Source organism: Streptomyces dysideae (assembly GCF_001514305.1).
GTDB lineage: Bacteria > Actinomycetota > Actinomycetes > Streptomycetales > Streptomycetaceae > Streptomyces > Streptomyces dysideae.
The window spans coordinates 14,746-38,112 of the sequence record NZ_KQ949084.1; the positions used below are offsets into that span (position 1 = coordinate 14,746).

Consider the following 23,367-nt stretch of genomic DNA (forward strand, 5'->3'; position numbering starts at 1 on the left):
TCTTGCCAACCGGCCCGCAGCGTGTCACGCGAGGGAGTCTAAGGGCTGAGGTTGCGCTCGCGACGCCGGATGAGAGGGAGGTCGCACGACGAAGTGATGCAGAACGTATGACCGCGTCTTACGGCTTCGCGAGACCTCCGCGACACTTTTACGGCCCCGATGTCTCCCCCGCGAGCCGCCTGTACGACCGCTCACCAGCCTCGTTGCCGGAGCTCGCGCCTCTCCTCAGGACCATCCTCGCGGCCGTAGATCGGGCAGCAGCGGCACGAGCCGGTCCCACCGGGCGATCCGGCATCCGTCCCCCCGGTCGAACGTGGCATCGACGGGCCGCCCGACCCAGGTCCCGGTGACATGGGCGGTGGCCGGCCCGCCGTACTGCATGGTGCACATGCTGCCTCGCGGTACGGGAGCGAAGGCGTTCCTGCCCCACTCGGTCCCCCGGTCGAGCGCGGCGCACGCCCCACCGACGTCGGGGTGGCTGCCCCCGCCCGGGTGGCAGTACAGCTCGAACGTCCCGTCGGCGCCATCGCCGGCCTTCCGCACGGTGACGGTGAGGTGGTCGCCGGACGGCGGCGCGAGGCGGAGGGGCGTGAGGCCGAGGGGGGCGGCCTGGGCGTAGGCGACGCCGTGCGCGAGGCCGGGTGCGACGGAGGAGCAGACGACGCCGGCGAGGACGACGAACCGCCGAAGGCGACGGGCGCGGGGGATACGGGCGGTGCGAGTGGAACGGGTGACCTGCAACATGACCTGACTAACGCCGCGGCCCACCGGATGTTGCGCGCGGGCCCGCCCCACTGCGGCGACCCACCTGAAGGCCGGCTCGAGGGCCGGCTCGAGGGCCGGCTCGCAGTCCGGCTTCAAGATCGGCGACGCCCGAGGAAGGGCTTTGCCCTGCGGCCCGCCTGCCTAGTACCGTAGAGGCCGATTGGTGACACCCCGCTCGACTGTGTCATCATCTGCACGCACCACTCGCGCTCGCGCGGGCGGTTGTGCTGGAGGCGTCGCCTAGTCCGGTCTATGGCGCCGCACTGCTAATGCGGTTTGGGTCTTAAAGCCCATCGAGGGTTCAAATCCCTCCGCCTCCGCGCGATCACCGAAGCCCCGGTCACCCGACCGGGGCTTCGGTGTTTTGGCGGTGCTGGCAGCGGTGGCCGTGAGGGCCGTTTCTGCAGGTCACAAGGGGTATGGGAAACGGATTTCACATGGCGGCGGCAGTCATGTAATGTTCTTCCTGTCGCCGCGAGCGGGCCAGAAGGGCCGGGAGCGGCGGGAAAGCAAGACAAGCACTCGTAGCTTAACGGATAGAGCATCTGACTACGGATCAGAAGGTTGCAGGTTCGAATCCTGCCGAGTGCACAGCAGACCAGAGGCCCTGTGGAGTGATCCACAGGGCCTCTGGCTTTTGCGTTGACGGCAGTGTTTGACGGCAACCCTGGATCGCACGGTGACAGGGCAAGCGCTTCGGACCGTCGCCTTTCGTCCCATCTGTTGCCATCACCTCTCTCATTCCGATAGAACCCGATACGCGCGGATCATCATGGCCTGGCCGCTGCTGAAGGTGGCGTGCGCACGTCGTCCTTCTGGCGGATGCCTCGGCTGGACGGCAGTCCCGCACCCCCGGTGGGGCTCCCGGGGATCGATCATGTGAACCAGGGGGGTATCACCGCATTGGCAATGACTAGAGGTGAAAAGGGATGGTTCAGCGGCGTAAGCGCTTTGGCCGTGGTGCTGCTCCTGCTGCTACTCAGCTCTTGTGGCGACGACTGTGAGGACGTGGCGGCGGCGCCGGGTGCGACGGTCACTGTTACGGCCACTCCGGGCCCGGCTGGGAGTCAGGTCGGGAAGAACGTCGACAGCGCCTCAGAGCGAGCACGGCAGAGCGGGTTGAGCGTTGCGGTCCACGACGCCAGCAATCAGAACGAGGTCCCAAGCGGGGACTGGACGGTGTGCTTTGAGAAAGCGACCTTGAGCAAGGTCGACTTCGCTGCCGTGCCCGACGGGGCGCCGTGCCCGAAGAAGGATGGTCGACGCATTCCCTGGCCCAAGATGCCGAACGTGAAGGGCACCACGTACGCCAAGGCAGTGGAGAAGCTGGGGGATGCCGTCGGTGAGGTAGCCATCGAGGCCGCCTACGAGGACGAGGCGGCCTACGACACGGACAACGAAGATGGTGACTACGCGAACTGGAAGGTGTGCTTCCAGAGCGTCAAGGCTGGGACTGCCCTGCCGTATGAACCAGATGTCACCCTGCACGCCGTGGAGAAGGGCGAGGCGTGTCCGTCGTCGAAGGGGCTTTACAAGGACCCCACGAACGATCCGGACTACGTCGACCCCGATTACGTCGACCCCGACGACGGATGGTCTGAAGACGACAGCAGCAGTGGGGACAGCGGTAGCAGCGAGGAGGACTACTACCCCGGTGATAAGGGTGGATGCCCGCCTGGCGGTTGCTACAACCCGTGTCCGCCCGGAGGCTGCCGGTAGAACGCAAGGGCCCGCGCCAATGTTGCTCTGGCGCGGGCCCTCGTAGGCGGAGTGAGCGGTCTTATCTACCTCAGGGCGTCCCCGACGCGGTCGAATGCCAAGCGCTGGGAGTCGAGTCGCACGAAGGTGTAGATGTCCATGGTCACCCGGATCGAGCTGTGACCAAGAATCTCCATGATCATGCGGGCGTCGGCACCCTGCTCGTGGAGGAGTGACGCGCAGGTGTGGCGCAGGTCGTGAAAGCGGACCTTGCGGACGTCGGCGCGGGCGCACAGCACCTCGAAGGAGCGGTTCAGGTTGCGCGGCTCGATGGGGGTCCCGTTCTTGGTGGTGAAGACGAGGCCGTGGCCCGTGCCCTTCCAGTTCTCCCCCGCGCCCTTCCGGTCGGCGATCTGCTGTGCGCGCTGGGCCCGGAGCGCGGTCACACACTCGGCGGGCAGGGCCACGCGACGAGCCGAGCGCTGAGTCTTCGGCGCGACGATCAGCAGTTCACCGCCGACGCGCTGTAGGGCCTGCCGAACGGTGAGCACGCCTTCGTGAAGGTCCACGTCCGACCAGCGCAGCCCCAGCAGCTCACCGCGCCGGAGGCCGATACGCACCGCCAGTTCGTACGCGGCCCACAGTCGGTTGTCCCGGGCCGCCGCCAGAAGCTGACGCCCCTCCTTGGCGGTGAGCGGTTCGATCTCGCGCTTGGTTCCCATGCTCAGCTCCACGTTCCGGGCCACGTTGCGGGGCAACTCGTCTTCGCGTACGGCGTGCTGGAGAGCGGCACGCAGGATCACCAGAAGGAAGCGCACGGTCCGGTCAGACGGGAGCTTCTTGCAGCACTTCCGGAGGGCACAGCAGCGCCGCTTGTGCTCCGGCCGCTTCTTGTCCTTGCCCTGCGCGCAGCACTGGCAGGTGACCGCCGTCTTCGCGAGGAAGGCGCGGATGTCGCGAGCGGTGAGCCGGACCAGCTTCTTCTTGCCGAACTCCGTGGTGACGTAGTTGCGGACGAGGGATTCGTAGTTGACGTAGGTCGTCCTGCGGACCTTGCCCTTGGCGACGTTCGTCAGCCAGTACGTCAGGTACTCGGCGATCGTCATCTTGTTGGTGGCGACCGGCAGGCCGTTGAGGGAGTCGGCCTTGAGCTTGGTCAGCTTCTCGTGCGCCTCGTCCCAGGTCTTGCCGTAGACGCTGCGCCGCTTGTACGTGCCGTCCGTCGTCAGGACGTACGCACTGCCCTCCCAACGGCCGTCCTTGCGCTGGTAGATGGTGCCCTCGTTGTTGGCGTTCTTCTTCGACGTGGCCATCAGGCAGCTTCCTGTTCGGTCTGGAGGGATATGTACGCGTGCACGGCGGACTCGCTGATACGGCGGCAGCGGCCGATCTTGAAGGAGGCGAGTTCGCGCGAGCGGATCAGGTCGTGGACCTTCCAGCGGCTGATGCCGAGACGCTCGGCGACCTGGTCCACGGTGAGCACGGCGGTCGTCATGCAGGCACCAGCCCTTCGTACTTGAGTCGTTGGGTGTTGGCGATGTCGTGGCGGACCTGGGCGGCGAGGAGTTCTTCGCCGGGGCGGTAGCCGCTGCTGAGGTAGGTCCAGGAGGAGGCGGTGACGAGGGTGGTGTTCTCGTCGGTGGTGGGGTGGCCGGCGCGGGCACGGGCGGCTTCGGCCTGGGCGAGGCGCCAGGCGCGGCGTACGTCGCGGAGGGCGCCGAGGGTGGTGGAGTAGGCGCGGGATTTGGTGGAGAAGTGGCCGCGGAAGCCCAGCATGTGAGCCCACTTCCAGAGCTTGAGGTGGGCGAACTCCGGCAGGTGGCCCAGGTCCCATGCCGTGCGGATCATCTGTCGTACGTGCTGCTGGATGGGCAGGGCCTTGATGGGTTCGGCCTGTCCGGTGCCGTCGCAGTCGGCGCACCGGTCGTGGAAGCCGTCGGGGCCGCGTACGTAGCCGCGTCCGGTGCAGGGGCGGCACATCAGGGTGCGGTCCACAGTGCCCGCCCCTTCGGCGTTCTTCGTGGCGTACTTGGCGACGTATCCGGCGACCTTGGCGTCTGTGTACTCGGCAACCCTGGCGTCGGTGAGTTCGCCGTCGCCCAGGGCGGTGATGGGGTCGACCTTGTACTGGTTGCCCCAGGCGATGACGCGTTCGCCGATGGCGTCGGAGGCGATGGTGAGTCGGGCGCGCTCGACGGCCAAGCCCACGGCGGCGCTCAGGGCGTCGAAAGTGGCCCAGGGCGGGGGCTCGGTGGTGTGGCCGTCGGGTCCGTCGAAGCGGATCACGGCGTGGAAGTGGACCAGGCCGCGTTTCTGGTACTCGGCGACCTTGGCGAAGGAGACGCGCAGAGCGGCGTTGAGTGCCTTCTGCGTGATGCCGAGGTGTTCGGCCAGGGCGCGGCGCAGGTAGGTGATGAAGCGTGCCCAGAGCTGTCCGGCGTGCGCGTTCCACAGCACGGCGCCGGTGTAGTCGTACGTGGCCGGGTCGAGCGGAGTGCCCAACGCCGGGTCGTCCTCGGCGTGATGGGCGCCGCAGCCGCAGGAGCGGGCCTTGCCCGTGCTGTCGGTCTTGCGGTTGTGGACGGGGCCGAAGGAAGGGGCGGTGAGGGTGACGAAGGCGCGGGGGTGGTCGCGGACGGTTTCGGCGACGTTCTTGCCGCCGGACAGTCCGGCCTTGATGAGGTGGTAGGTGTCGGCGGCGTAGACGCGGGAGCAGGCGGGGCAGCGGGAGGAGCGGCGGTTGCCGCAGGTGGTCAGCAGGCGTCCGGAGGGTTCGTCTTCGGAGCGGTAGGAGCGGACTACTTCCTTGGTGGTCTGGTCGGTGGTGACCGTCCAGCCGTGGAGGTTGACGGGGCTGGTGCAGCCGTGCAGGTCGCGGACCTGTTCGGTGACGCGGTCGAAGTCGTGGGTGTTGGCCAGTTCGATCAGGTCCCGCAGGCCGGGGCTGATCACGTGGCGCAGGTCGAGGGGGCGGCGCATGGGTGGCGGGGTCTCCCTTCTGGCGTGAGGGTGGGACCTGCGGGCAGCAGCGATCAGCGCTCGGGCTGCTGCCCGCAGGCATGGCAGGTCGGGCCCAGGAGTGGGCGAGGGTGGGAAGTGCCGGAAGGCCGGCGGGGAGAGCGCGGCTCTACAGGGCGGCGTGGAGTGCCGTGGCCATGGGGAGGCCGATGCCGAGCCGCATCTTGAGCTGGGCCGGAGTAATCGTTTCTCCGTGCTCGGCGTGGTGCGATGCCGCGATGGAACGTGCTTCGGTCAACAGCGGTTCGGGGACCTTGACCGCAGGCGCGACCGGAGTCGGAGCGGTGCGCGGAGCGACTGGGGCCGGGGTCGGTTCCGGTGTGACGGGCGGGGCAGTCGCCGTGACGTGCGCGGGCTCGGCGGGGGCCGGGGCGGGCTCTTGGGCCGCTTCCGTCTCGGTGGCGTGCGCCGGTTCGGCTGTATGGGCGGCGACCGCGTGGAACGAGCGGAGGAGCTGGGGGCCGACCGCTCCCCAGCCGAGGAGGAGCAGGGGTGCTACGGCGTCGATGGCGGCGCGGCCGTAGTGTCCGGCGACGACGGGTTCGGCGACGTTGAGGGCCAGGGTCAGCAGGCCGGAGACGTGCATCAGGCGAGTGGCCGCCTTCATCTGCTCGGGCGGAACGCCGCGCAAGGACAGGTAGCGCAGTGCCACCAGGAGCCCGACCACGGACAGGTCGACCATGGGGGCGATCAGCGGTGCGATGGGGGCGGGGACGCCCAGGCGCAGGGCCAGGGCCCAGACGTTGCCGAAGGAGAAGACGAACGCCAGGAGGGCGATGATGCCCATGACCACGGTCACGGTGCGCTGGGTGATCCGGTCCTCACTCATGGGGGTTCACCTCCTTTCGCGGTGTCGGTGGGGGAGCTGGGTGGGGTTGGGTCAGGGCTTCGGGGCGAGGTCGGCTATGTGAGCAGCGTTCGGGCCGAGGTAGGTCTCCAGAACCCGGCGTTCGTGGGTGTTGGCGACGCGGTACGCGGCGATGCCGATCCGACCGGCGCGGTCGAGGTCCCCGCCAGTGATCGCCTTGCGCATGTGCTGGATGTAGATCCTCACGACGCGGCGCATGTCAGGCCGCCATGGACGGGGGCTCAGGGTCGTTCTTGGTGAGGTCCACGACGTCCTGTCCGGTCAAGTCCTCCAGGAGCCGGGCCGGGTGGCGCACCAGGTGGCAGGTTTCTGCGGCGACGTGGGCGGCGTCCTCGTCGGCGACGTAGGGGGTACGGATGCGGATGAAGCCGGGGCGGCCGTGCTGGGACATGACCGCGACACCGACGTACGCGGGGTCTTGGAGGTTGACCGGGCTCGCGTCGGGCCACTCCCGGATGTCGTCGCCGAGGGCGGCCACGGCGGCGTCGGCGGTCTTCTGCGCGAAGGACAGGCCGACCGGGCAGACATCGCGGATGAAGGTGGGGATGGCGTCCCCGGTGGTCTTCTGCGTGGTGAGCAGGGTCAGGAAGCCGACTGAGCGTCCCTTCTTGACCAGGTCCTCCACGAGGCGGGCGTTGTCTGCCGCGAGCGCGGCCAGCCGCTTGGTGACCGGGTCGGAGCCCTTGTGGTCGCGGAAGTAGGTGTGGGCCTCGTCGATGACGATGACGACCAGTGGCCAGTCAGCCGAGGGGCCGACGTGCCACATGTTCTTCCTGCCCAGCACGCTGCGGATGCTCGCGGAGCGGGCGCGACGCAGCTCCACCAGCTCCTTGAACAGCTTGTTCGCTTCCTCCAAGTCGTCTCCGCAGAAGGCGAACGCCCGGTGTACGAGGTCGGCGTAGTCGCCCTCGTAGGCGTGGGAGACCTTCCCGTCGAAGAAGACGAACTGAACGGCCGGCGAGGGCGCCCAGTCACACACCAGCCGGTTCACGCACGAGGTCTTCCCGAAGCCAGGCAGACCGCCGACCGCCACCCCGGGCACTTCCTTGAGGGGCACGAAGACGGGCATGCCGTACTCGTCCACCCCCAGCTCCCACTTCGCGTACTCCTCCGGAGGGCGTCCGGTGGGCACATGAACGGTCGGCGTGATCAGCGGGTCCACGCGCACCCCGCGCAACACGACGTGTCCGGGCCTGTCCCCTGGCAGCGCCGACACACGGGTCATACGCCAGGCGTCCGCCAGGTAGGGGGCGGCCTTCTGGAACTCCGCCAGACCGACGCCCGGCAGACAGCCCGCCCGCGCGATCACCCCGTACGCGTCATGCGTGACCTTCAGGGCCGGGACCAGGACGCGCGGCTTGATCGGCTTGCCGTCCGTGCTGGCCAGCGATGCCATGGCGGTCGGCATCTTGTCCGTGGCCGACAGGTTCAGCATCTGCGCGAGCCGCTTCCACGTCCGCCGAACCCGAACGGCCTGCCGGATCGACTGCCGGGTCATGGCGTCGGCCCGCAGGTAGCGGACCACCCACAGCAGTGCCCACACGGCGATGCCAGCCAGACCCACCCCGACCAGAGCGGGGGCGTAGCCCATCACCTCAGTCACGTCGTTCAAGGTCACTTCGCTTCCTTCTTTCGCTTCCGGTTTCGGGTGCCTGCTGAGGGTGTTGGCGCAGCGAGGATCAGGCAGATTTCCGCGCGCTGGACCGCGTCAGCAGGCGGAAAGCCGTGGTTCGCCCACATCGCCGCGATGAGGCGGTCCCTGTCGTCGTGACCGGCGAGAGTCAGGCAGATCTCCGCATGGCGAAGAGCCGATGCGGGTGGAAAGCCAGCGCTCTCCCACACCGCCGCGACACTGTGAAGCTGGGTGTCGCGGCCGGTGCGGAAGAGGTCGGTGCCGCTCACGCCGTCTCAGTGGCCGGGGCCGAGCCGCCGACCAGGTCAAGACGGTCCGCGCGGTACGCGATGCCGTCCGAGAGCGACCCGTTGAAGATCCGGGCCCACGGGGTGGCGAACAGCTCCACCGGGATGACCGGCACGCCGGGCTTGAGGCCGTTGGGGAGACCGGTCTCCGGAACGGTGACCTTCATGGCCTCCGCCCGGTCCTCCTCCATGAGGAAGAGCGTGACCGTGAACAGCTTCGCGCCGGTCTCACGGTCGGTCGCGAACTGGGTCTTCTCGGCGTCCGAGTACTTCGGAACCGCCATGTTGCCGACCATGAACGACGTGGACGGGAGCAGGCCAACACGGATACGAGCCATGGGTGTTACGTCCTTTCGGTAGGTGCTCCGCCAGGTGGCGGGGCGTGATCAATAGAACATCGCTCACCTAGCAGTGTCAAGTGAGTAGAGGGTGCTAGGTGGGTTGGGTTATAGGTGTGCGTATGTCAGATGGGTGTGCTAGGGCAGCTAGATCTCGCTACCCTGATAGCTATGACGCCTGCTAGCTCTGCTAAGCCCGACCGTCGGCCGCCCTATCAGCACGCGGCCGACGAGCTCCGGCGCGAGATCAAGGCGGGCCGCTATAAGCCGGGCGAACAGCTCCCCTCCTACCGCGAGTTGCAGGAGCGCTTCGGGGTGGCGAACATGACCGCCCGCAGCGCACTCGGGGTGCTCCGGGAGGAAGGGCTGATCTACACCATCCAGGGCCGGGGCAGCTTCGTCAGTGACTTCGAAGGCACCGGTGTCGACTACACCGCGCCCGCCTGGTACCTCCGGAACTCGACCGGGGCCCCCGCCGAGGAGGCCGCCGACAGCTCCACCCGTGCCTGGCCACCCGGCGAGACGATTCCTCTCGGTGACTCTGGCGAGGGGAAGGCCGGCGGCTCGAACGTCGCCGATCCCTCCCTCGCCGACATGCTCACCGCGTTGCGCGACGAGATCAGAGCGCTCAGCGCCGAGCATCAGGAACTTCGCCGAGAGTTCGAGGAGTTGAAGAAGGCACAGCAGTCGCCGCGTTCCTGAGCCGCGTGACTTCTTCTCGCATTTCCCTCGCTTCACGGCCGAGCCTTGCCACGGTGGCCGTCATCTCGCGAACTAGTGCGGCCATCTCCGCCGACTCCCGGTTGTGAATGTCGATCAGCTCCTTTCCTGTGCTGGGTATCTGCTCGGTCATCTCTCCCCGTTCACTGGCGCGCCGTTGTTTCGTGTTGTCCTCACCCAACCGCCGGGGGCTTGCCCGAAGGCTTGCCCAGCGGCCATGTGCCACAGGATCGGGGCTTGCCCGGACCACCCGGCAACCCGTCACCGAGGTTGTTGCGACAGGTCTACCGGCCGGACCAGACACGTACGAGGCTTGCGGCGCCGCGCTCCCGTCGGACGGGCTGAATCCGTCCTTCGATTTCGTCAGCGTCCCCGCAGGCGGGAAATCGCGATTCCGCGCGCGCACGCCACTCGTCCTTCCAGTCGTCGGCCAGGAGCATCAATAGTCCGGAGAATCGCCGGTTTGGGTAACCGGCACTTCGGTGCTATGTTGCCCGGCTCGGTCCCTCCGGGATCGCCTATAGGGGTGTCGAAATCCGCATCGGTGCGACCCCCGTTTCTGTGATCCATGCCACTTCCCCATCTTTGGTTGACCTCCCGCACTCGCTTGCTACAGGTGTCAAAAGCCCTGCCCGTGTGACACCTCATTTTGTGATCTGAGTCACTTGGTAGAAGTGGCCCGTTGGGCGCGCTTCGCTCATCCCGAACTATGCGGCCCCCAGCCTGTGGATAAATTCCGCAGACTCGCAGAGCGAATAGGCAGAAATAGCGCTTCAAGTCCCCATAAAGACATCGAAGCCGTGGAACGGATGGGAAGGCGGGGAGACAGCGCATGGTCGTGCAACCGGCCAGGGGCCCAGCGCAGCGGAGCTGTTCAGAGTTTCTTTACTGGATCAAGGCGGCCCGCCTGCGGCGGGCCGCGCGCGCTGGCGGCCAGGGGCCGCCGCCGCTCCTTGTCTCCGCCACCGCTCCGGCGGCCCCACCCGCTCAGCGCGCAGCCCTGCCAAGGCGGGCAACTAGACCGGGGAAGCAACCCGACCACTCCGAGCAACAGGACCAGGCCGACGCCCACCAAGCGTGACCACGCCACCAACCGCCCACCGCTGGACGCCGCATGGCCCACAGAGCCGCAGCCCGAGCCCAGAGGACGGGCCACATCGGCAACGTCCAGGTCGGATCGAGGTGCGGCCTGTGACGATGGAAGCAGCGTGGCTGAGGACGGCACGGGGTTGCTGGAAACACACGTGACGGGTGCTCAGCCGGCGCACCCGCCGTCGTGGCTGACTTTCGCTGGCTCAGCTCAGAACCCTCTCCAACTCGACATCGCGAAACCGGGGTTGCAGCCGCACCCACGTTCGAGCACGCCAACCGCCCCGGTGCCATCGGCACCGGGGTCCTGATCAGGGCTTCCGCGACCGGACCACCCGGAATGCTGTCCAGGCTGAGGGGTGGTCCGGTCTTTGAGTTGTCGGCCGCAGCCGTGCGACCAGCGCCGACGAACCGGCGCTTCGGAATCAGCTCAGAGCCTTGCCCACCTCGTAGATGGTGGGCCGGTCCCCTGGCGCATGGCTGAGCATCGCGTCGATCAACTCGCCCAGCTCACCCGGCGCCTTCACGAGCCGGCGACGACCGTCCGCCACGGCCTCTCTCTGCACCGAGCGGGGAGCGTCGTCCGGGTACTCCATCGCCCGCCAACCGGTAGCGGAGATCAGCAGGGAAGCCCCGAGCGCGTACACGTCGGCTTCCTGCGTCGGCTCGGCTTCCCCGGTGTCGAGCACGCTGCGTGCGATCTCCGGTGCCTCGTAGTGGACGAGGCAGCCGCGGAACGGGAAGTCGTACCCCTCAGGCACGTTGCCGCCCTGGGCAAGGGCGAGGTCGATGAGGTGCGTTCGTTCCGGGCCGATGATGAAGTGGGCGGGCTGTACGTCACCGTGTGCCCAACCCTTGGCATGCAGTTCGGCAAGTGCCTCGACGCAGCCCAACGCCACGCTGGTGTGCGGCACGATGGACGAGTCCGGCCTACGGCAGGGCTCCCAGAGCTGGTACAGGTCGGGCCCTTCGTGCCACGGCTGGAAGTTCCAGGTACCGCGTTCCCACTCGCCGTACGCGAGGTCGACCAGGCCGAGGCGCAGCAGAACGGCCCCTTCACGTGCGGGCGCGAGGGCGGTCCAGGGCTGGGCGGCCCATTCGGCCGTGGCCTCGATCGGGTAGCCGACTTTCACGGCATAGTGGTCTCGATGGCTTTCTACCTCCCACACCGTGGAGCCCCGGCGGTCCAGGACCAGGCGCTGGGACGTGGGCATGAGCGCGTCGAGCACCACGAGCGGCAGTTCAGGGGGTGACCCGGGCAACGTCTGTTCTCCTTCCGGGCGAACGCGGCCGACCACGAGTCGAGGCCGGCCGCGTCGCTGCTGTTGTGTCCTACTCCTGGTAGTCCTGACCGTACGGACGGCCGCAGTCCGAGTCGCACTGCGCGAGGTTCGTGCCGTCCACGGTCCACAGGTCGTCGAAGACCTTGAACCCGGTCGCCTTCATGGCGCGGGCCGCGGTAATGACCATCAGCAGGTCCCGGGGCCCGCCGCCCGGCTTCGGGTTGTGGTGCAAGAAGCGGCCCGCGTACCGCTCACACAGCCTCGCGTACTCCTTCGTGTGCAGGATGAGCGCGTGCAGGCCGAGGTCCACGTCATCCGACGGGACCATGGGGACGTTGGCCGTGGCCGCCGTGACCAGGAAGGCGACTGCCTGGTCCGCGATCCGCTCGGCGCGTTCGGGCGACTGCCCGTTGTGGACGACCACGAAGTGGGCGAGGCTCTCGAACAGCTCCTCACCAGCCACCGCGCGACCGGTCTTCAGATCGTTCACTGTTGCCGTCATGTGAGTACTCCTTTTGTGTGGCGGTGCGTGGGTTGGATGGCCGGCCCCGAACGGGGAAGGGGGAGCCGGGGAGTTGGCACCCGTCCGGGGCGGCCCGTCTACTGGCCCATGGCGAGAGCCATGCCGATCGCCAGGCCGCACGAGCCGCTGATCATGATCACGAACAGGACTCCTGCGTACCGGCCGACGGCGCGCATCACAGCCCATCCCGACTGTTGCCGTTCCTGATGGCCAGGCGCGCGCTCAGTTCCTCCCGTGGACTCGGCGCCACCACGTTGTCCGGCATGGCATCCCATTCCGTGCCGCCGCCGATCGGCCTCATCTGCACCCGACCGCCGAGCGCACCCATGACGACGCCGATCCGGTCGCGGGCGCTGTCCTTCGCCAGTTCACCGATGCATGGTCTGGTCTGCTGGTTGCTCGCCATGAAAGGAGCATCGCGATCAGGCCACCCCTGCCAAAAGGTCAGGCTGATTACCCAACTTGGGTAACATCGCGGCAAGTAGAGAATCAGCGACGTTGCGTAGCCCTCGCAGTGTGGGAGCTTGCCGATGCCCGACGCAGACCGGCCGCAGGAACTGCCAGCCAGGCTGCTCACCGATCCCGAGATGATCGACGCGTGCCGAGTGCGGGACTTCGCCCGAGTCTTCCGGCTGGTGAAGATCAAGGCGGGCATCTACCCATCCATGATCGCCAGACGCTGTGAGCTGACCCCCAGCCGTGTCGGCGAAGTCATCGCCGGACAGCGCCAGTTGCAGCACATGGACGTCATCGAGCGCATCGCGGACGGCTTGCGCATCCCCGGACACATGCTGGGGCTCGCCCGCCGGGTGTGGGAGACACCTCAAGCCCTCGTAGTCACCGAGCGAGAGGTAGCCCAGGAGCCGGAGCCCGAGCCGCAGACCCCGGCCGCTTTACCTGGCCCGGACGTGGACAGCATCCTGGCCCTGGCCACACGAACGAGCTTGAACGCAGCCACCCTTGAAGCCTTCCGCTCCTCCATTGAGGACTACTGGCGACGGGACGACCAGCACGGAGGCGAGGCCCTACGGCCGGCCATCGTCGGCCAGCTCCGCCACGTCGTCGGTCTCTTGAAGGAGAACCGACCGCCGTCCATCCAAAACGGCCTGTACGGAATCGCCGCCGAGCTGGCACGCCTCACCGGCTGGACCTACTTCGACGCCCGCCAGTACAACCAGGCCCGCGCGTACTTCACCGAGGCCCTCCAACTGGCCAAGGAGATCGACGACCGCCAGTTCATGGCCAACGTCCTTGCCTGCATGAGCTTGCAGGGCACCTACCAGGACAAGCCCGCTGACTCCCTGGCCTTCGTCACCGCCGCCCAGGACCAGGCCCGCTCGGCTGTCGACACCACGCCGCGGGTCCTGTCCATGCTGTCGATGCGCGAAGCCTTCGCTCACGCCACGCTCGGCAACCGGGACTCCACTCACCAGGCGATCGGGGAGGCGCACCACCATTTCGAGCGGATTCGGTCGAGCGACCCCGACCCGTCCTGGGTGTCGTACTTCGACGAGACGAAGCTGATCGTGGACACGGGCATTGCCCACGGCCGACTGGGCGAAGCAGCCACCGCCGAACCCCTGATCGCGGACGCGTTGCGGCGCGAGGCCCGCACCAACCAGCGTGGCCGGGCGTTTCACTCGTTCTGGCTTGCCCGTACACAGCTGGATCAGGGCAAGCTCGACCATGCGTGCCACACCGCCACGCAAGCACTGGAACCGGCGTCGGCAGTGGCCTCCGAGCGAGTGTCAGGCCATCTTCGAGAGTTCTACGACCAGTTGGCCCCACACAGGCAGGAGCCCGTAGCCCTGGCCTTCGAGGCGCGGCTACGGGAACTCCTCCCGCCAGTTAGCGGATCGCTTCATCCATGAGCAGGTAGAGCAGGCCGACGAGCGAGCCGCTGCTTACGACCTCCCGGCGGTCGATCATGCCCCGCACCTCGGAGAGGGGAATCCACTCGATGCGGTCGGACTCGTTCTTCTCCGTGGGCGGCCCGGCGTAGGTAGCGCCGTCGATCCGGAAGACGTGATGCTGCGAGTCGGTGATCCCGTTGGCCGGCTCGGCGTAGATCAGAGGCTTGATGGGGCCGGGGCGCCAACCGGTCTCCTCCAGGACTTCTCGGCCCGCCGCTTCTTCCGGAGTCTCGCCCTCCTCGACCAGGCCCATGGGCAACTCCCAAGCCCACGAATCCGTGATGAAGCGGTGCCGCCACATCATCAGAACCTCTTGGCGGTCGTTGACCACGGCGGCCACGGCCAGGTGCCGCAGACGAACAACGTGGTACTCCCACCTGCGCCCGTCAGGCTGCTGGACGTCGACCAGACACAGATTCACCCACTTGTTCGTGTAGATCTGTCGCTCACCGTGCGTCTTCCACTCCATACCTTCGACCCCTCTCGATCGGTCTCCAGGATCTCAGACCGGTTCGGAGGAGGGTGCACGTTCAGCCTTTTTCGCGTCACCTTGACGAGATGTCCGACAGTATCGACAACCTGCATCGTGGCTCGTTGCTGTCAACCGCTCCGTGATCTCCGGCGCAGACGGTCGAGCACTGGTTCGGCGCCTCGCCATCCGGAGTGAGGCGGTGGAGCCCGTGTGCCCTGGCGTTGCCTGCCGCCCAAGTTCGCAGTAGCCGAGTGTGGTGATGAACACCGACAACTCCTGCACCAGGCTCAGGATCCCTGCGTCAGAACAGCGTTCACGTGCCGGACGCCATCGCAGCAGCTCACCGAGGCTTTGGCAGATCACCCGACGTGGAGGCCAGCAGGCACCTGTACAAGATCAGCCGTATCCGCAACGATTTTCGGCCGTTCTAGCAATCAGTGCTGATGACGTGACGGCCCGTCATCTGGTTCAATCTATGAACTTGTATCCGTAACTAAGCAGGCGGGGGTCCGGGTTGAATGACAACGGAACGGAATCCGCCTCGATGGAAAGTGCGATGGACCGCCAACCAGCATCCAACGTCACTGAGGGTGAGGCGAAGGATGAGGACGCTACGAGGACAGCCCGGAAACCTTCGATGAGGGCGACTCCCAAGCTTGAGCAGGAGTTGGCCTCCAAGCTCCGCGCGCGAGCAGACGCGACGCCAGAGTTCTGGTCATTCTCAGGGCGTTCTCGCCGTGAGGCCGGCCACGGGATCTTTGCCTACCCGGCAATGATGGTGCCCCAGCTTCAGGGCGCTCTTCTAGAGGACGTGCAGGCAGTAGATCCAGCTGTCTCGGCAGTCATGGATCCCTTCATGGGCTCAGGCACCGTCATGCTGGAATCAGTAAGCCGCGGACTGTCATTTTATGGCGCCGATATCAACCCTCTAGCTGTTCTTCTCGCTACAGTGAAGTCAAAGGTCTACGACCCGAAGCAACTTTCTATCGTACGTCAAAGAATTGCATCGCGTGTGACAGAGGACTCAAGCGATGAGATTGCTGTCGAGTTCCACAACAGAGACAAATGGTTTCGAAGCGACGTTGCACTGAGCCTGTCGAAGTTGAAAAGGGCTATTTCTGCAGAACGTCGAAAGGTAGTACGTCAGGCATTTTGGGTCGCCATGGCCGAAACCATCCGGCTGGTAAGTAACAGCCGAACTTCCACTGTGAAGCTACACTCATACAGTGCGGATGAGATCGATGCTCGCCAGATTGATACTATTGGAACTTTCCTGCGTATCTCCGCCGCACAGATCGAGCAACTCAAAGATCAGGCGGATGCCTTGTCGCGCGGGCTTTCCAATAATCCTGATCTCAAGATCGTATGCAGTGTAGGCGATGCTAGGAGTGCTCCGTCAGGAAAAGTTCGAAAAACCGTCGACATCCTTATGACGTCACCACCATATGGTGACAACGTCACCACTGTTACCTACGGACAGCACAGCTATCTACCCTTGCAGTGGATCGACACAGCTGACGTCCCCGGAATGCGCCCGGAACTGCTTGAGAACACTCGCTCAATCGATTCTATTAGCCTTGGCGGAAAGCTTAAAGGGGCTCTCGGTTGGGCTGACGAACTGCAGGGTAAGTCGCCCGCTTTTACATACTGCTTGGAACAACTTCGCAGTCATCCAACAAATGCGCAGTCGAGATTTGTTGGTTTTGTCCGCGATCTCGACGATTCCCTAGATGCGATTACTGCCCATCTGGGGAGTAACGCTTGGATGTTCTGGACGCTCGGCGAACGCAAGATCAGTGGAATTTCTGTCCCCACGGTGGCCATAGTACGAGACCTATTGGCTTCCCGTGGCGCTCGACACGTCGAGACATTGGAGAGAAAGATTCCCGGAGGATCCAAGCGAATGGCATTTCGTAACGCCAGCGTCGAGACGATGAATTCCGAGAGTGTTTTGGTCATGCGCGCCCCCTGCAATGATGACCCTCGCTGACAGGGAAGGAGAGAGCAGTGCCTCACCGTCACGAGGAACGTGATCCTACGGAAATCCTGCACCTTGAAGTCCATCCATCTGTCGTGTTTAAGCTTGGCGAGGACCTGATCACCGATTCTATGCAAGCTTTGATCGAGCTTGTAAAGAATTGCTATGACGCGGACGCGACTTGGGCAGAAATCGTAATCAACACTGGCCTAGGTGACTCAGCGGACCCGAGTGAAGCATCCATTGTTATCAGAGATAACGGCTCGGGAATGAATGGTGAGGACATCAGACGCGGGTGGCTCACGATCAGCAACTCCGTGAAGCGTGAAATGAAAGAGCAGGGCAGGGCTACTGTTCTCGGCAGGACTCCGCTAGGGGATAAAGGGCTCGGCCGTCTGGGTGCCCAGCGGCTAGGGGACGTTGTCTCCATTGTGACTAGGCCGAATGGTGCTGCTATCGAGAATGAACTCAGCATTGATTGGCGTGAGTTTCAGAGCAGGTCATCCCTTAGAGAAGTTGATCTATCACTTCATACTCGGCCAACACAGGAAACGTCCGGAACGACCCTGACCATCACACAGTTGCGAGACCCAGAACAGTGGCGGGAAGCGGCTAAGAGCGGGTCAGTGGATGGGGCCTCTGCCCTTCAGAAAGACTTGTCCGTCCTGATCTCGCCCTACGGTAATAAGCGTGGCCTGAAGATCCTTCTCAAGGTCGACGAAGAGCGCATTGACCTCTATGATTTGCCATCGCGTGTCCGAAGTGCGGCTGAAGTGCGGTACCTACTGAACTATGAAAACCGCAAGTTTGACATGATTGGTGAAGCCTCTCCGAGCTACTGGGCCCCCCAAGAGAGGTCGAAGGAAGTAGACCGAGCGGCCTTTGCAAGGCTCTTTGAAGCTGACTCAGGTGCGCGATTTTTGAATTGGCTACGTGAGCGCCGGCCTAGGCAGATGGAGGCGCTCAATTGCCAGGTGGCTGAGGCACCCTACTTTTTGCGTGCTAGCGGGTCAATCACCCTGGACAGTCTCGACAATGTTGCTCTGGTTCGCTCCGATGAGGGAAGTTTTAACCCCGCTGATCCCGGACCTTTTAAAGGCGAGGTTGATTATGTCACTCTTGGGCAGAGCTATCCAGAGGTATTCAGCAGCCGTAGCGAGTTCCGCAACTATCTAAAGAGCCTTGCGGGAATTCGGGTATATCGCGATGGATTCGGCGTCCGGGTGGATGAAGATTGGCTCGGACTGAGGAAGTCGCAAACCAGTGGCTCCTCGTACTATACGTTGCGACCTGAAAATACACTGGGGTTCATTGATATTTCTGCCCGGGATAATGCAAAGCTGATTGAAACGACAGACCGTGAAGGCTTTGCCGATACGCCACATTATCGCAATCTGATGGCGCTCCTTCAAGGTTGGCATTCCTTTACCAATGCGTTTCAGGAATTCCTTCGCCGCTCTTACAATGAGTATCGTCATGAATGCGAGGCCGCAAATGCAGGGGTTGATCCAGAGGCGGACTCGGAAGTACTGATTCAGCACGTCGAAGACACTCGATCGCGCACGATCGTAACAGCGAAAAGACAGCTTAAAGCTTTGCGCGACGAAGCAGAGGCAACTGCCAAGAGCCATGAACGTGTTGCAAATGAAATCGATGCGAGTGAGAGGTCGCTCTTCGCAGGTGCGGTTGATCCTGCGATCGCACAGGAACTATCGAATCTGCAAGCCGCGGACAAGCGGACAGGTCAGTCGGTCGCCAAGATTGAGCAGATCGTTGATTCCTTGGAGTCTGAGCGCGCGGTACTAGAGATTGTGCGAGACCGGACAGAGCAACTCCGTGCCCAACTCGCACAGACCTGGGAGACTGTTTCACTGGGTCTTACGGCTGAGGCCGTCTCCCACGAGGTGGCTCATGTGGCGGAAGGAATTTCGGTAAGAAGTTCTCAAGTTCGACGACACCTCGCCGAGACGGAGATCGTTGATAGGAGAATCTCCAACTACATCCAATATGTTCAGTCGGCGGCGAGTGCCCTGAAGCGTCAATTGGCTCATCTGAATCCGTCCCTACGCTATATGCGCGAGCGGCGGGAAAAGATTTTGGTCGGCGAATTCCTTCGTGACGTAGCCGAATATCACCGTGACAGGTGGAGTAAGGGGCCTCTCTCTGTCGAGGTTGAGGTCATCCGTGATTTCACAGTCGAGGTGAACAGAGGGAAACTCACCCAGATTCTCGATAATCTGCTGCTGAACAGCGAGTATTGGCTCCTCCAGGATCACAGGCTGGGTATCCAGAATTCCCCTAAGGTCTCTCTTCTTGTCGATTCTCCCCGCTTGACCGTCAGCGACAATGGTCGCGGAATCGATCGAAGTGTAGAGGTGACGCTTTTTGAGCCCTTTGTGTCATTCAAGAAGCGAGGGGAAGGGCGAGGGCTGGGGCTCTATGTGGTGACGCAGTTGCTCGATTCTGAGGGGTGCGGGATCGAATTGGCGCGAGACCGCAATGACAACGGTCGTTTGTATAAGTTTCAGATGAACCTGGGGGGGATGCGTGTTGATGCATGAAGAGGGCACCGCGAAGGATGATGCAGCGGCACGTGAGGGAATTCCTCGGGTTCCGGCTCAGGCGGACGTCAATGGCGGGGCCTCTTTCGATGCAAAGGCTGCATCCCAGCAGTTGCTGGAGCTAGCTAGGGTCGAGCGAGTCATATGCGTCGATGACTGGTACGCGCAGAAAGAAGACGGCGGTGAGGGAATTCTCGCGGCGCTAACCGAGGGTGCACTGCTGTCTGAGGACTTGGATAAGATCGCCAGTTTCATTCCTGGAGCGACTCTTTTAACCGATCCGTCAGCCCCCATCGAGTTGGTAGTGGACGAAGTCCGGGGTGTGTGGCCGTCCCTGGAAGAAGACCAGCGGACGGCTATACAGCGCCTTGTAGATGAGCGCCTTGGTCCGGAGGGTGTCGGCTTTCCTACGGAGGAGGACGAGCCAGCCGCTGCATGCTTGCGAGAACTACTTGCAGACTCAAGGGACTTTTTGACTCTTTCGCTCGCTGGGTGGCGTAGCCAGCGAAGCAGTCTGCTGGGCGACGGCAAGAGTACCTTGATCTTGTTCGACCGGGACTTCAGTAGAGAGGGTGCGTCACAGAATGCTGGCGAGGAGCAGATCTCTTTGCTTCTCAGAGATGCTCCTGATAGTTGGCGCATCGGCCTTCTGACACATACTGTATCTCCGGACGACGCTGAGGTTGAAACTTGGAGGATGCTTTCGCAGCAGTTTGAGGCGGACTCTTCCCGGTTCCTTGTAATTGCAAAGGGCCGTCTCTCAGTCAGTGCCGATGGCTTTCCTCGGATGCTGAAACTAACCTTGCTGGCACCCGCGCTAGAGCGTTTGCAAGGGAGCTTGTCTGAAGCAGTCAGTGGGACCTGGAGTGAGGCGATCGACAAGGTAGGGGCTATCGACCCTTACACGCTTGAAGCTGCCCTCAACGGTGACAGGTTGACGGACGGGACCTGGGGCCCTGAAACGCTCTTGCGGATTGCAACGGCTTTCACGCAGGACTCTGTCCGTGCCAAGCTCCGTGCTGACCGAATGGTTCACCTTTCTAGTGAGCTTGTCACGAGTCTCAGCCAAGTAAGGCTGCCGAGCACCGCGAACCCGGATCGTGTTCGTCAAGAGCTAGCTGAAATTGAGCGCCTCGAATACTTCGAGACCGCCGATCACTTGACGCAGCTCCACTTCCCGCTCGAAGTCGGTGACGTTTTCGCGTTCCAAAAGTTCGTGCAGAAGCCGCATCAGTTTGAACAGCAGAAGAGTGGGCGCAGGGCCGGTGCCGGGACGACTGATGAGCCCCGGCGTTCGGGAGCGGAGCACTATATGATTCTTCTGTCCCAGCCATGTGACCTTGCAGTTCGGTCTGATGGTAAGCGGGGCAATGACCTGGAGTTCGTTAGGGTTGCTCCTTTGAAAAGTCCTGCAAAGGGCCGGGTGATCACGCATCCGGGAGGGGGGGTTGCGACATCGTTCGATCTTCCATTCTTCTTCGAGGAATCGGGCGGTGGCGTTGAAGTCAAGCTAAGTCAGCAACACTATGTGCCACTAACCGCTCTCGATATGTGCGTGCTCAGTGCCGGAGGCAATGGCATTATGTCTGCGCGACAAGGAATGCCTGAGCATATTTTGCCTAATTGGCAAAAGCGTTTTGAAATCCTACGTGCGTGGGTTTCTAAGCAAGTTGACGCGTATAAGGCCATGGAGCCTCATGGAATGCCAGGGAGGGCGGCCGACCAGATCACAGCAGCTCTGACGGGTACTGTGGCATCGCCGAAACTTGAGTCGCTGATTTCGCTTTCGGAGTCCGCAATCATCTATGGCGTTAGGCGAGTTGGCCGCCTTCGGGAGCCGTATCGCTCGGCTCTGCTCTCTCGAATGGCACAGCGGGACTCTCGGGATGCGTTTGATCCGAGTTTGATCGACAAGACCAACTCATAATGTTGCGGAGATGTGAAACTGAGGGGCGGCAGTGGCCCCAGCCACGAAGTACCCCTCCTCTGGCATCAGGTGGCTGATTGCTGTAGTGCGCGGCACGGGCGCCGGCCGAGCGGGAGCGGGGCCGAGACATATGGAGTGCAGGCGCAGCTGGGATCCATAGTCGGTCTTGCTGGAGCTGTGGCGGGTCGGCCGGCAGACCGTCGTGACGACGGAGCGACCGGCCGGAATTGACGGCAGCGCTGACGGCAACGACGGCACACGGACGCACATGATCGCTGGCTTGCACAATCGGAGCAGGAGGCCGTTGGCCCCCCTCACGGCAAGCTGCCCGATCCTACGGATCAGAAGGTTGCAGGTTCGAATCCTGCCGAGTGCACCAGAGTTGCCAGGTCAAAGGCTCCGAATCGCCCCGGCGGATCGGGGCCTTTGTCGTGTCGTCTCACGGTTTCTCACATCCCGTTCGAGGACTCAGCCGAGGAGATCGGCGAGCCGGTCTGAACCCGCCTTCAGTGACTGCGGGTCGGGGTGCACGTACGTGCGCTTGGTGAAGCCGAGGTCGGCGTGTCCGGCCCACGCGCTCACTACCGTGTCGGGGACGCCGTTGTTCGCCATCCACGACAGGCAGGCGTGCCGCGCGTCGTACAGCCGCACCCTGCGCACCCCGGCCTCTTCCATCAGCCGGTACGCCTGGCGCCTGAGCCAGTCCGTCTTCACCGTGGCGCCCAGCTCGTCGACGACGACCCGCCCCGAGGCGTCGTAGCCCTCGCCCGCGGCGAGCCGCTCGGCGGCCTGCCGCCGGCGGAACAGCTTCAGCGCGGCGAGCAGCGGCGCGGGCAGGGGCAGTCCACGCTCCCCGGCGGTCGACTTGGTGTCCTTCTCGATGACGACGCCGGCGACGAGCGTCCGCGTCCACTCCACGGACAGCGTCCCGCCCTCCAAGTCGACGTCGACCCACCGCAGCCCGCACACCTCCGCGGGCCGCAGGCCGATCAGCGAGAGCAGCATCACCGCGTACAGGCGGCCCCCCGCGCAGTGCGCGAGGAACACCTTCACCTCGTCCTCGTCCCACGGCTTCCGTGCCCGCCGACGCGCCCTGTCGTCCTTCCGGGCCTGCCGCGGGATCTTCGCGAACTCGGCGACGTTCCGCACCAACAGGCGGTCCCGTATCGCCATGTTCAGCGCGGCCCGAAGACGGCCCAAGGTGAGCTCAATCGTCCGCACGGACAGGCCCGTTCCTGGCTTCCCGCCGATCCGCCGGGCGCTCGTCAGCATCCACTCGATGAGCTCCTGGACGTCCGCGGTCGTCAGCTCCTGGACGTGCTTGTGCCCGAGCCGGACGCGCACGTACCGCATCGCGTCCTCGTACGACCGCTTCGTCGCGACCTCCACGTCCACGGTGGCTTCCTTCAGCCACGCGTCGACGAGTTGGCCGACTGTCGTTTTCGACGGCACCACCAACGTGCCCGCACTCTTCTCGTGACGGATCCGCGCGTACTCGTTCTGCGCTTCCTTCTTCGTGTCGAAGGTGCGCGTGATCTGCTGCCGCTCGCCCGTCTCCGGGTGCCGGCCGACGTCGACGACGAACCTGTACCGGACCTTCCCGCTCGCCAGCGTGACCTTCTTGATCGGATCAGCCACCTTCCCCCCCGGTGTTGTCCTCCGTGCCCCACGCGCCGGCCTTCAGTGCCGCGATGAACGCGTCCCGCCCCTGCGACGTCGTCATGTCGAAGTCCGGCCCCTCCGGTGTCACGGCCATGAGCCACACCGCGAGGTAGCGGGCGCGGCCCTGATCGTCGAGACCCGGCGGGTAGCGCAGCGGCTCCCGCCCCTGGGCCCATGCCCACGCGCGTTTCCCGCTCACCAGGCCCGTGCCGCCATCGATGCCGCCCGTGCCCGTGAGCTCCACACCGCCCCGCGCCGTCGACGGCATCAGCAGCGTGATCGGCGGGACATCCAGAACCACCGCCAGCGCCACCAAGTCGCCGACGTCCACGCGCCGCTCGGCCCGCTCAAGGCGCCCCAGGGCCGAGGCAGTCATGGGCCGCCCGGCATCCGCAAGTTTTCGCGCCAATTCGTACGTGGACAGTCCCTGCCGCTCGCGGTGCCGGCGGATGTTCGCGGCCACAGTGCGGCCGGTCGGGTCAGTGATCTGCGGGGGTACGCGCTTCTGCTCGGCCATGAGCGTCAGCCTAAGGCTCATCTAGATCCATCCCGTCCCACTCAGGTTGTTGCCGTCCGCAGACGACGTGAGATATACATAGCACCGATGCCAAAAACAAAGCAAGTGATGCCAG

21 protein-coding genes and 2 tRNA genes are annotated in these 23,367 nt (G+C 64.4%); 8 read left to right on the forward strand and 15 right to left on the reverse strand.

Features of this window, described 5'->3' with window-relative positions; all coding sequences use genetic code 11:
* Nucleotides 1–225: 225 nt before the first annotated feature.
* Complete coding sequence (locus AQJ91_RS17625) at nt 226–744, reverse strand: SSI family serine proteinase inhibitor (protein WP_067022166.1); 519 nt, start codon at nt 742–744, stop codon at nt 226–228.
* Nucleotides 745–994: 250 nt separating this feature from the next.
* Between AQJ91_RS17625 and AQJ91_RS17630 the strand changes: the two genes are divergently transcribed.
* The 3 genes from AQJ91_RS17630 to AQJ91_RS53630 all read left to right on the forward strand — a co-directional run bounded on the left by AQJ91_RS17630 (nt 995) and on the right by AQJ91_RS53630 (nt 2,484).
* A tRNA-Ser gene (locus tag AQJ91_RS17630) sits at nt 995–1,085 on the forward strand.
* Nucleotides 1,086–1,283: 198 nt separating this feature from the next.
* Nucleotides 1,284–1,356: transfer RNA gene (locus tag AQJ91_RS17635), tRNA-Arg, on the forward strand.
* Nucleotides 1,357–1,674: 318 nt separating this feature from the next.
* A complete protein-coding gene (locus AQJ91_RS53630) occupies nt 1,675–2,484 on the forward strand; it encodes a PASTA domain-containing protein (protein ID WP_159054594.1) in 810 nt (269 codons plus the stop codon).
* Between the two features lie 65 nt (nt 2,485–2,549).
* Here AQJ91_RS53630 and AQJ91_RS17645 read toward each other — a convergent pair whose 3' ends face one another.
* From AQJ91_RS17645 to AQJ91_RS17680, 8 genes are all read right to left on the reverse strand, one after another.
* Nucleotides 2,550–3,776, reverse strand: coding sequence for a site-specific integrase (locus AQJ91_RS17645; protein WP_067022172.1), 1,227 nt, complete (start codon nt 3,774–3,776; stop codon nt 2,550–2,552).
* Entirely contained in the window at nt 3,776–3,958 is a 183-nt protein-coding gene (locus AQJ91_RS17650; RefSeq protein ID WP_053560287.1) for a helix-turn-helix domain-containing protein, read from the reverse strand. Before AQJ91_RS17650 ends, AQJ91_RS17645 begins: the two co-directional genes overlap by 1 nt.
* Complete coding sequence (locus AQJ91_RS17655; protein WP_067022174.1) at nt 3,955–5,442, reverse strand: replication initiator; 1,488 nt, start codon at nt 5,440–5,442, stop codon at nt 3,955–3,957. Before AQJ91_RS17655 ends, AQJ91_RS17650 begins: the two co-directional genes overlap by 4 nt.
* A 148-nt stretch (nt 5,443–5,590) precedes the next feature.
* The gene (locus AQJ91_RS17660; protein ID WP_067022176.1) at nt 5,591–6,310 is read right to left on the reverse strand and encodes a DUF2637 domain-containing protein; all 720 of its coding nucleotides are present in this window, start codon (nt 6,308–6,310) and stop codon (nt 5,591–5,593) included.
* Between the two features lie 51 nt (nt 6,311–6,361).
* A complete protein-coding gene (locus AQJ91_RS17665) occupies nt 6,362–6,547 on the reverse strand; it encodes a hypothetical protein (protein WP_067022178.1) in 186 nt (61 codons plus the stop codon).
* Between the two features lies 1 nt (nt 6,548).
* Nucleotides 6,549–7,952 (reverse strand): FtsK/SpoIIIE domain-containing protein, encoded by a 1,404-nt coding sequence (locus AQJ91_RS17670; RefSeq protein WP_324618011.1) that lies wholly within the window; start codon nt 7,950–7,952, stop codon nt 6,549–6,551.
* 11 nt (nt 7,953–7,963) lie between these two features.
* A complete protein-coding gene (locus AQJ91_RS17675; RefSeq protein WP_067022180.1) occupies nt 7,964–8,251 on the reverse strand; it encodes a hypothetical protein in 288 nt (95 codons plus the stop codon).
* Nucleotides 8,248–8,607: a hypothetical protein gene (locus tag AQJ91_RS17680; RefSeq protein WP_067022182.1), complete on the reverse strand. Its 360-nt coding sequence runs from the start codon at nt 8,605–8,607 to the stop codon at nt 8,248–8,250. The genes AQJ91_RS17675 and AQJ91_RS17680 overlap by 4 nt, the downstream gene beginning before the upstream one ends.
* A 171-nt stretch (nt 8,608–8,778) precedes the next feature.
* Here AQJ91_RS17680 and AQJ91_RS17685 point away from each other — a divergent pair, with 171 nt between their 5' ends.
* Nucleotides 8,779–9,309, forward strand: coding sequence for a GntR family transcriptional regulator (locus AQJ91_RS17685; protein ID WP_107122468.1), 531 nt, complete (start codon nt 8,779–8,781; stop codon nt 9,307–9,309).
* A 1,532-nt stretch (nt 9,310–10,841) separates the two neighbouring features.
* Here AQJ91_RS17685 and AQJ91_RS17690 read toward each other — a convergent pair.
* The 3 genes from AQJ91_RS17690 to AQJ91_RS17700 all read right to left on the reverse strand — a co-directional run bounded on the left by AQJ91_RS17690 (nt 10,842) and on the right by AQJ91_RS17700 (nt 12,628).
* The gene (locus tag AQJ91_RS17690; RefSeq protein ID WP_067022187.1) at nt 10,842–11,678 is read right to left on the reverse strand and encodes a serine/threonine-protein kinase; all 837 of its coding nucleotides are present in this window, start codon (nt 11,676–11,678) and stop codon (nt 10,842–10,844) included.
* 70 nt (nt 11,679–11,748) lie between these two features.
* A complete protein-coding gene (locus tag AQJ91_RS17695) occupies nt 11,749–12,201 on the reverse strand; it encodes a glycine-rich domain-containing protein (protein WP_067022189.1) in 453 nt (150 codons plus the stop codon).
* Nucleotides 12,202–12,397: 196 nt separating this feature from the next.
* Entirely contained in the window at nt 12,398–12,628 is a 231-nt protein-coding gene (locus AQJ91_RS17700) for a hypothetical protein (RefSeq protein ID WP_067022190.1), read from the reverse strand.
* Nucleotides 12,629–12,752: 124 nt separating this feature from the next.
* Here AQJ91_RS17700 and AQJ91_RS17705 point away from each other — a divergent pair, with 124 nt between their 5' ends.
* Nucleotides 12,753–14,093, forward strand: coding sequence for an NsdA family TPR-like regulatory protein (locus AQJ91_RS17705; protein ID WP_067022192.1), 1,341 nt, complete (start codon nt 12,753–12,755; stop codon nt 14,091–14,093).
* On the opposite strand, the gene AQJ91_RS17710 is transcribed toward AQJ91_RS17705, so the two are convergent.
* Nucleotides 14,071–14,604, reverse strand: a complete 534-nt coding sequence (locus AQJ91_RS17710) for an NUDIX hydrolase (RefSeq protein WP_007503957.1) — start codon at nt 14,602–14,604, stop codon at nt 14,071–14,073. The two genes, AQJ91_RS17705 and AQJ91_RS17710, sit on opposite strands and share 23 nt — an antisense overlap.
* Before the next feature lie 559 nt (nt 14,605–15,163).
* Here AQJ91_RS17710 and AQJ91_RS53635 point away from each other — a divergent pair.
* From AQJ91_RS53635 to AQJ91_RS53640, 3 genes are read left to right on the forward strand one after another with little or no spacing between them, the layout of a single operon-like run.
* Nucleotides 15,164–16,597: a TRM11 family methyltransferase gene (locus AQJ91_RS53635; RefSeq protein ID WP_159054595.1), complete on the forward strand. Its 1,434-nt coding sequence runs from the start codon at nt 15,164–15,166 to the stop codon at nt 16,595–16,597.
* Nucleotides 16,598–16,614: 17 nt separating this feature from the next.
* Entirely contained in the window at nt 16,615–19,146 is a 2,532-nt protein-coding gene (locus AQJ91_RS49515) for an ATP-binding protein (RefSeq protein ID WP_159054596.1), read from the forward strand.
* A complete protein-coding gene (locus tag AQJ91_RS53640; protein WP_159054597.1) occupies nt 19,139–21,073 on the forward strand; it encodes a hypothetical protein in 1,935 nt (644 codons plus the stop codon). Before AQJ91_RS49515 ends, AQJ91_RS53640 begins: the two co-directional genes overlap by 8 nt.
* 468 nt (nt 21,074–21,541) lie before the next feature.
* Here AQJ91_RS53640 and AQJ91_RS17725 read toward each other — a convergent pair whose 3' ends face one another.
* Both AQJ91_RS17725 and AQJ91_RS17730 read right to left on the reverse strand, forming a co-directional pair.
* A complete protein-coding gene (locus tag AQJ91_RS17725; protein ID WP_067022199.1) occupies nt 21,542–22,711 on the reverse strand; it encodes a site-specific integrase in 1,170 nt (389 codons plus the stop codon).
* Nucleotides 22,704–23,252, reverse strand: a complete 549-nt coding sequence (locus tag AQJ91_RS17730) for a helix-turn-helix domain-containing protein (RefSeq protein ID WP_159054598.1) — start codon at nt 23,250–23,252, stop codon at nt 22,704–22,706. Before AQJ91_RS17730 ends, AQJ91_RS17725 begins: the two co-directional genes overlap by 8 nt.
* Nucleotides 23,253–23,367: the final 115 nt, after the last annotated feature.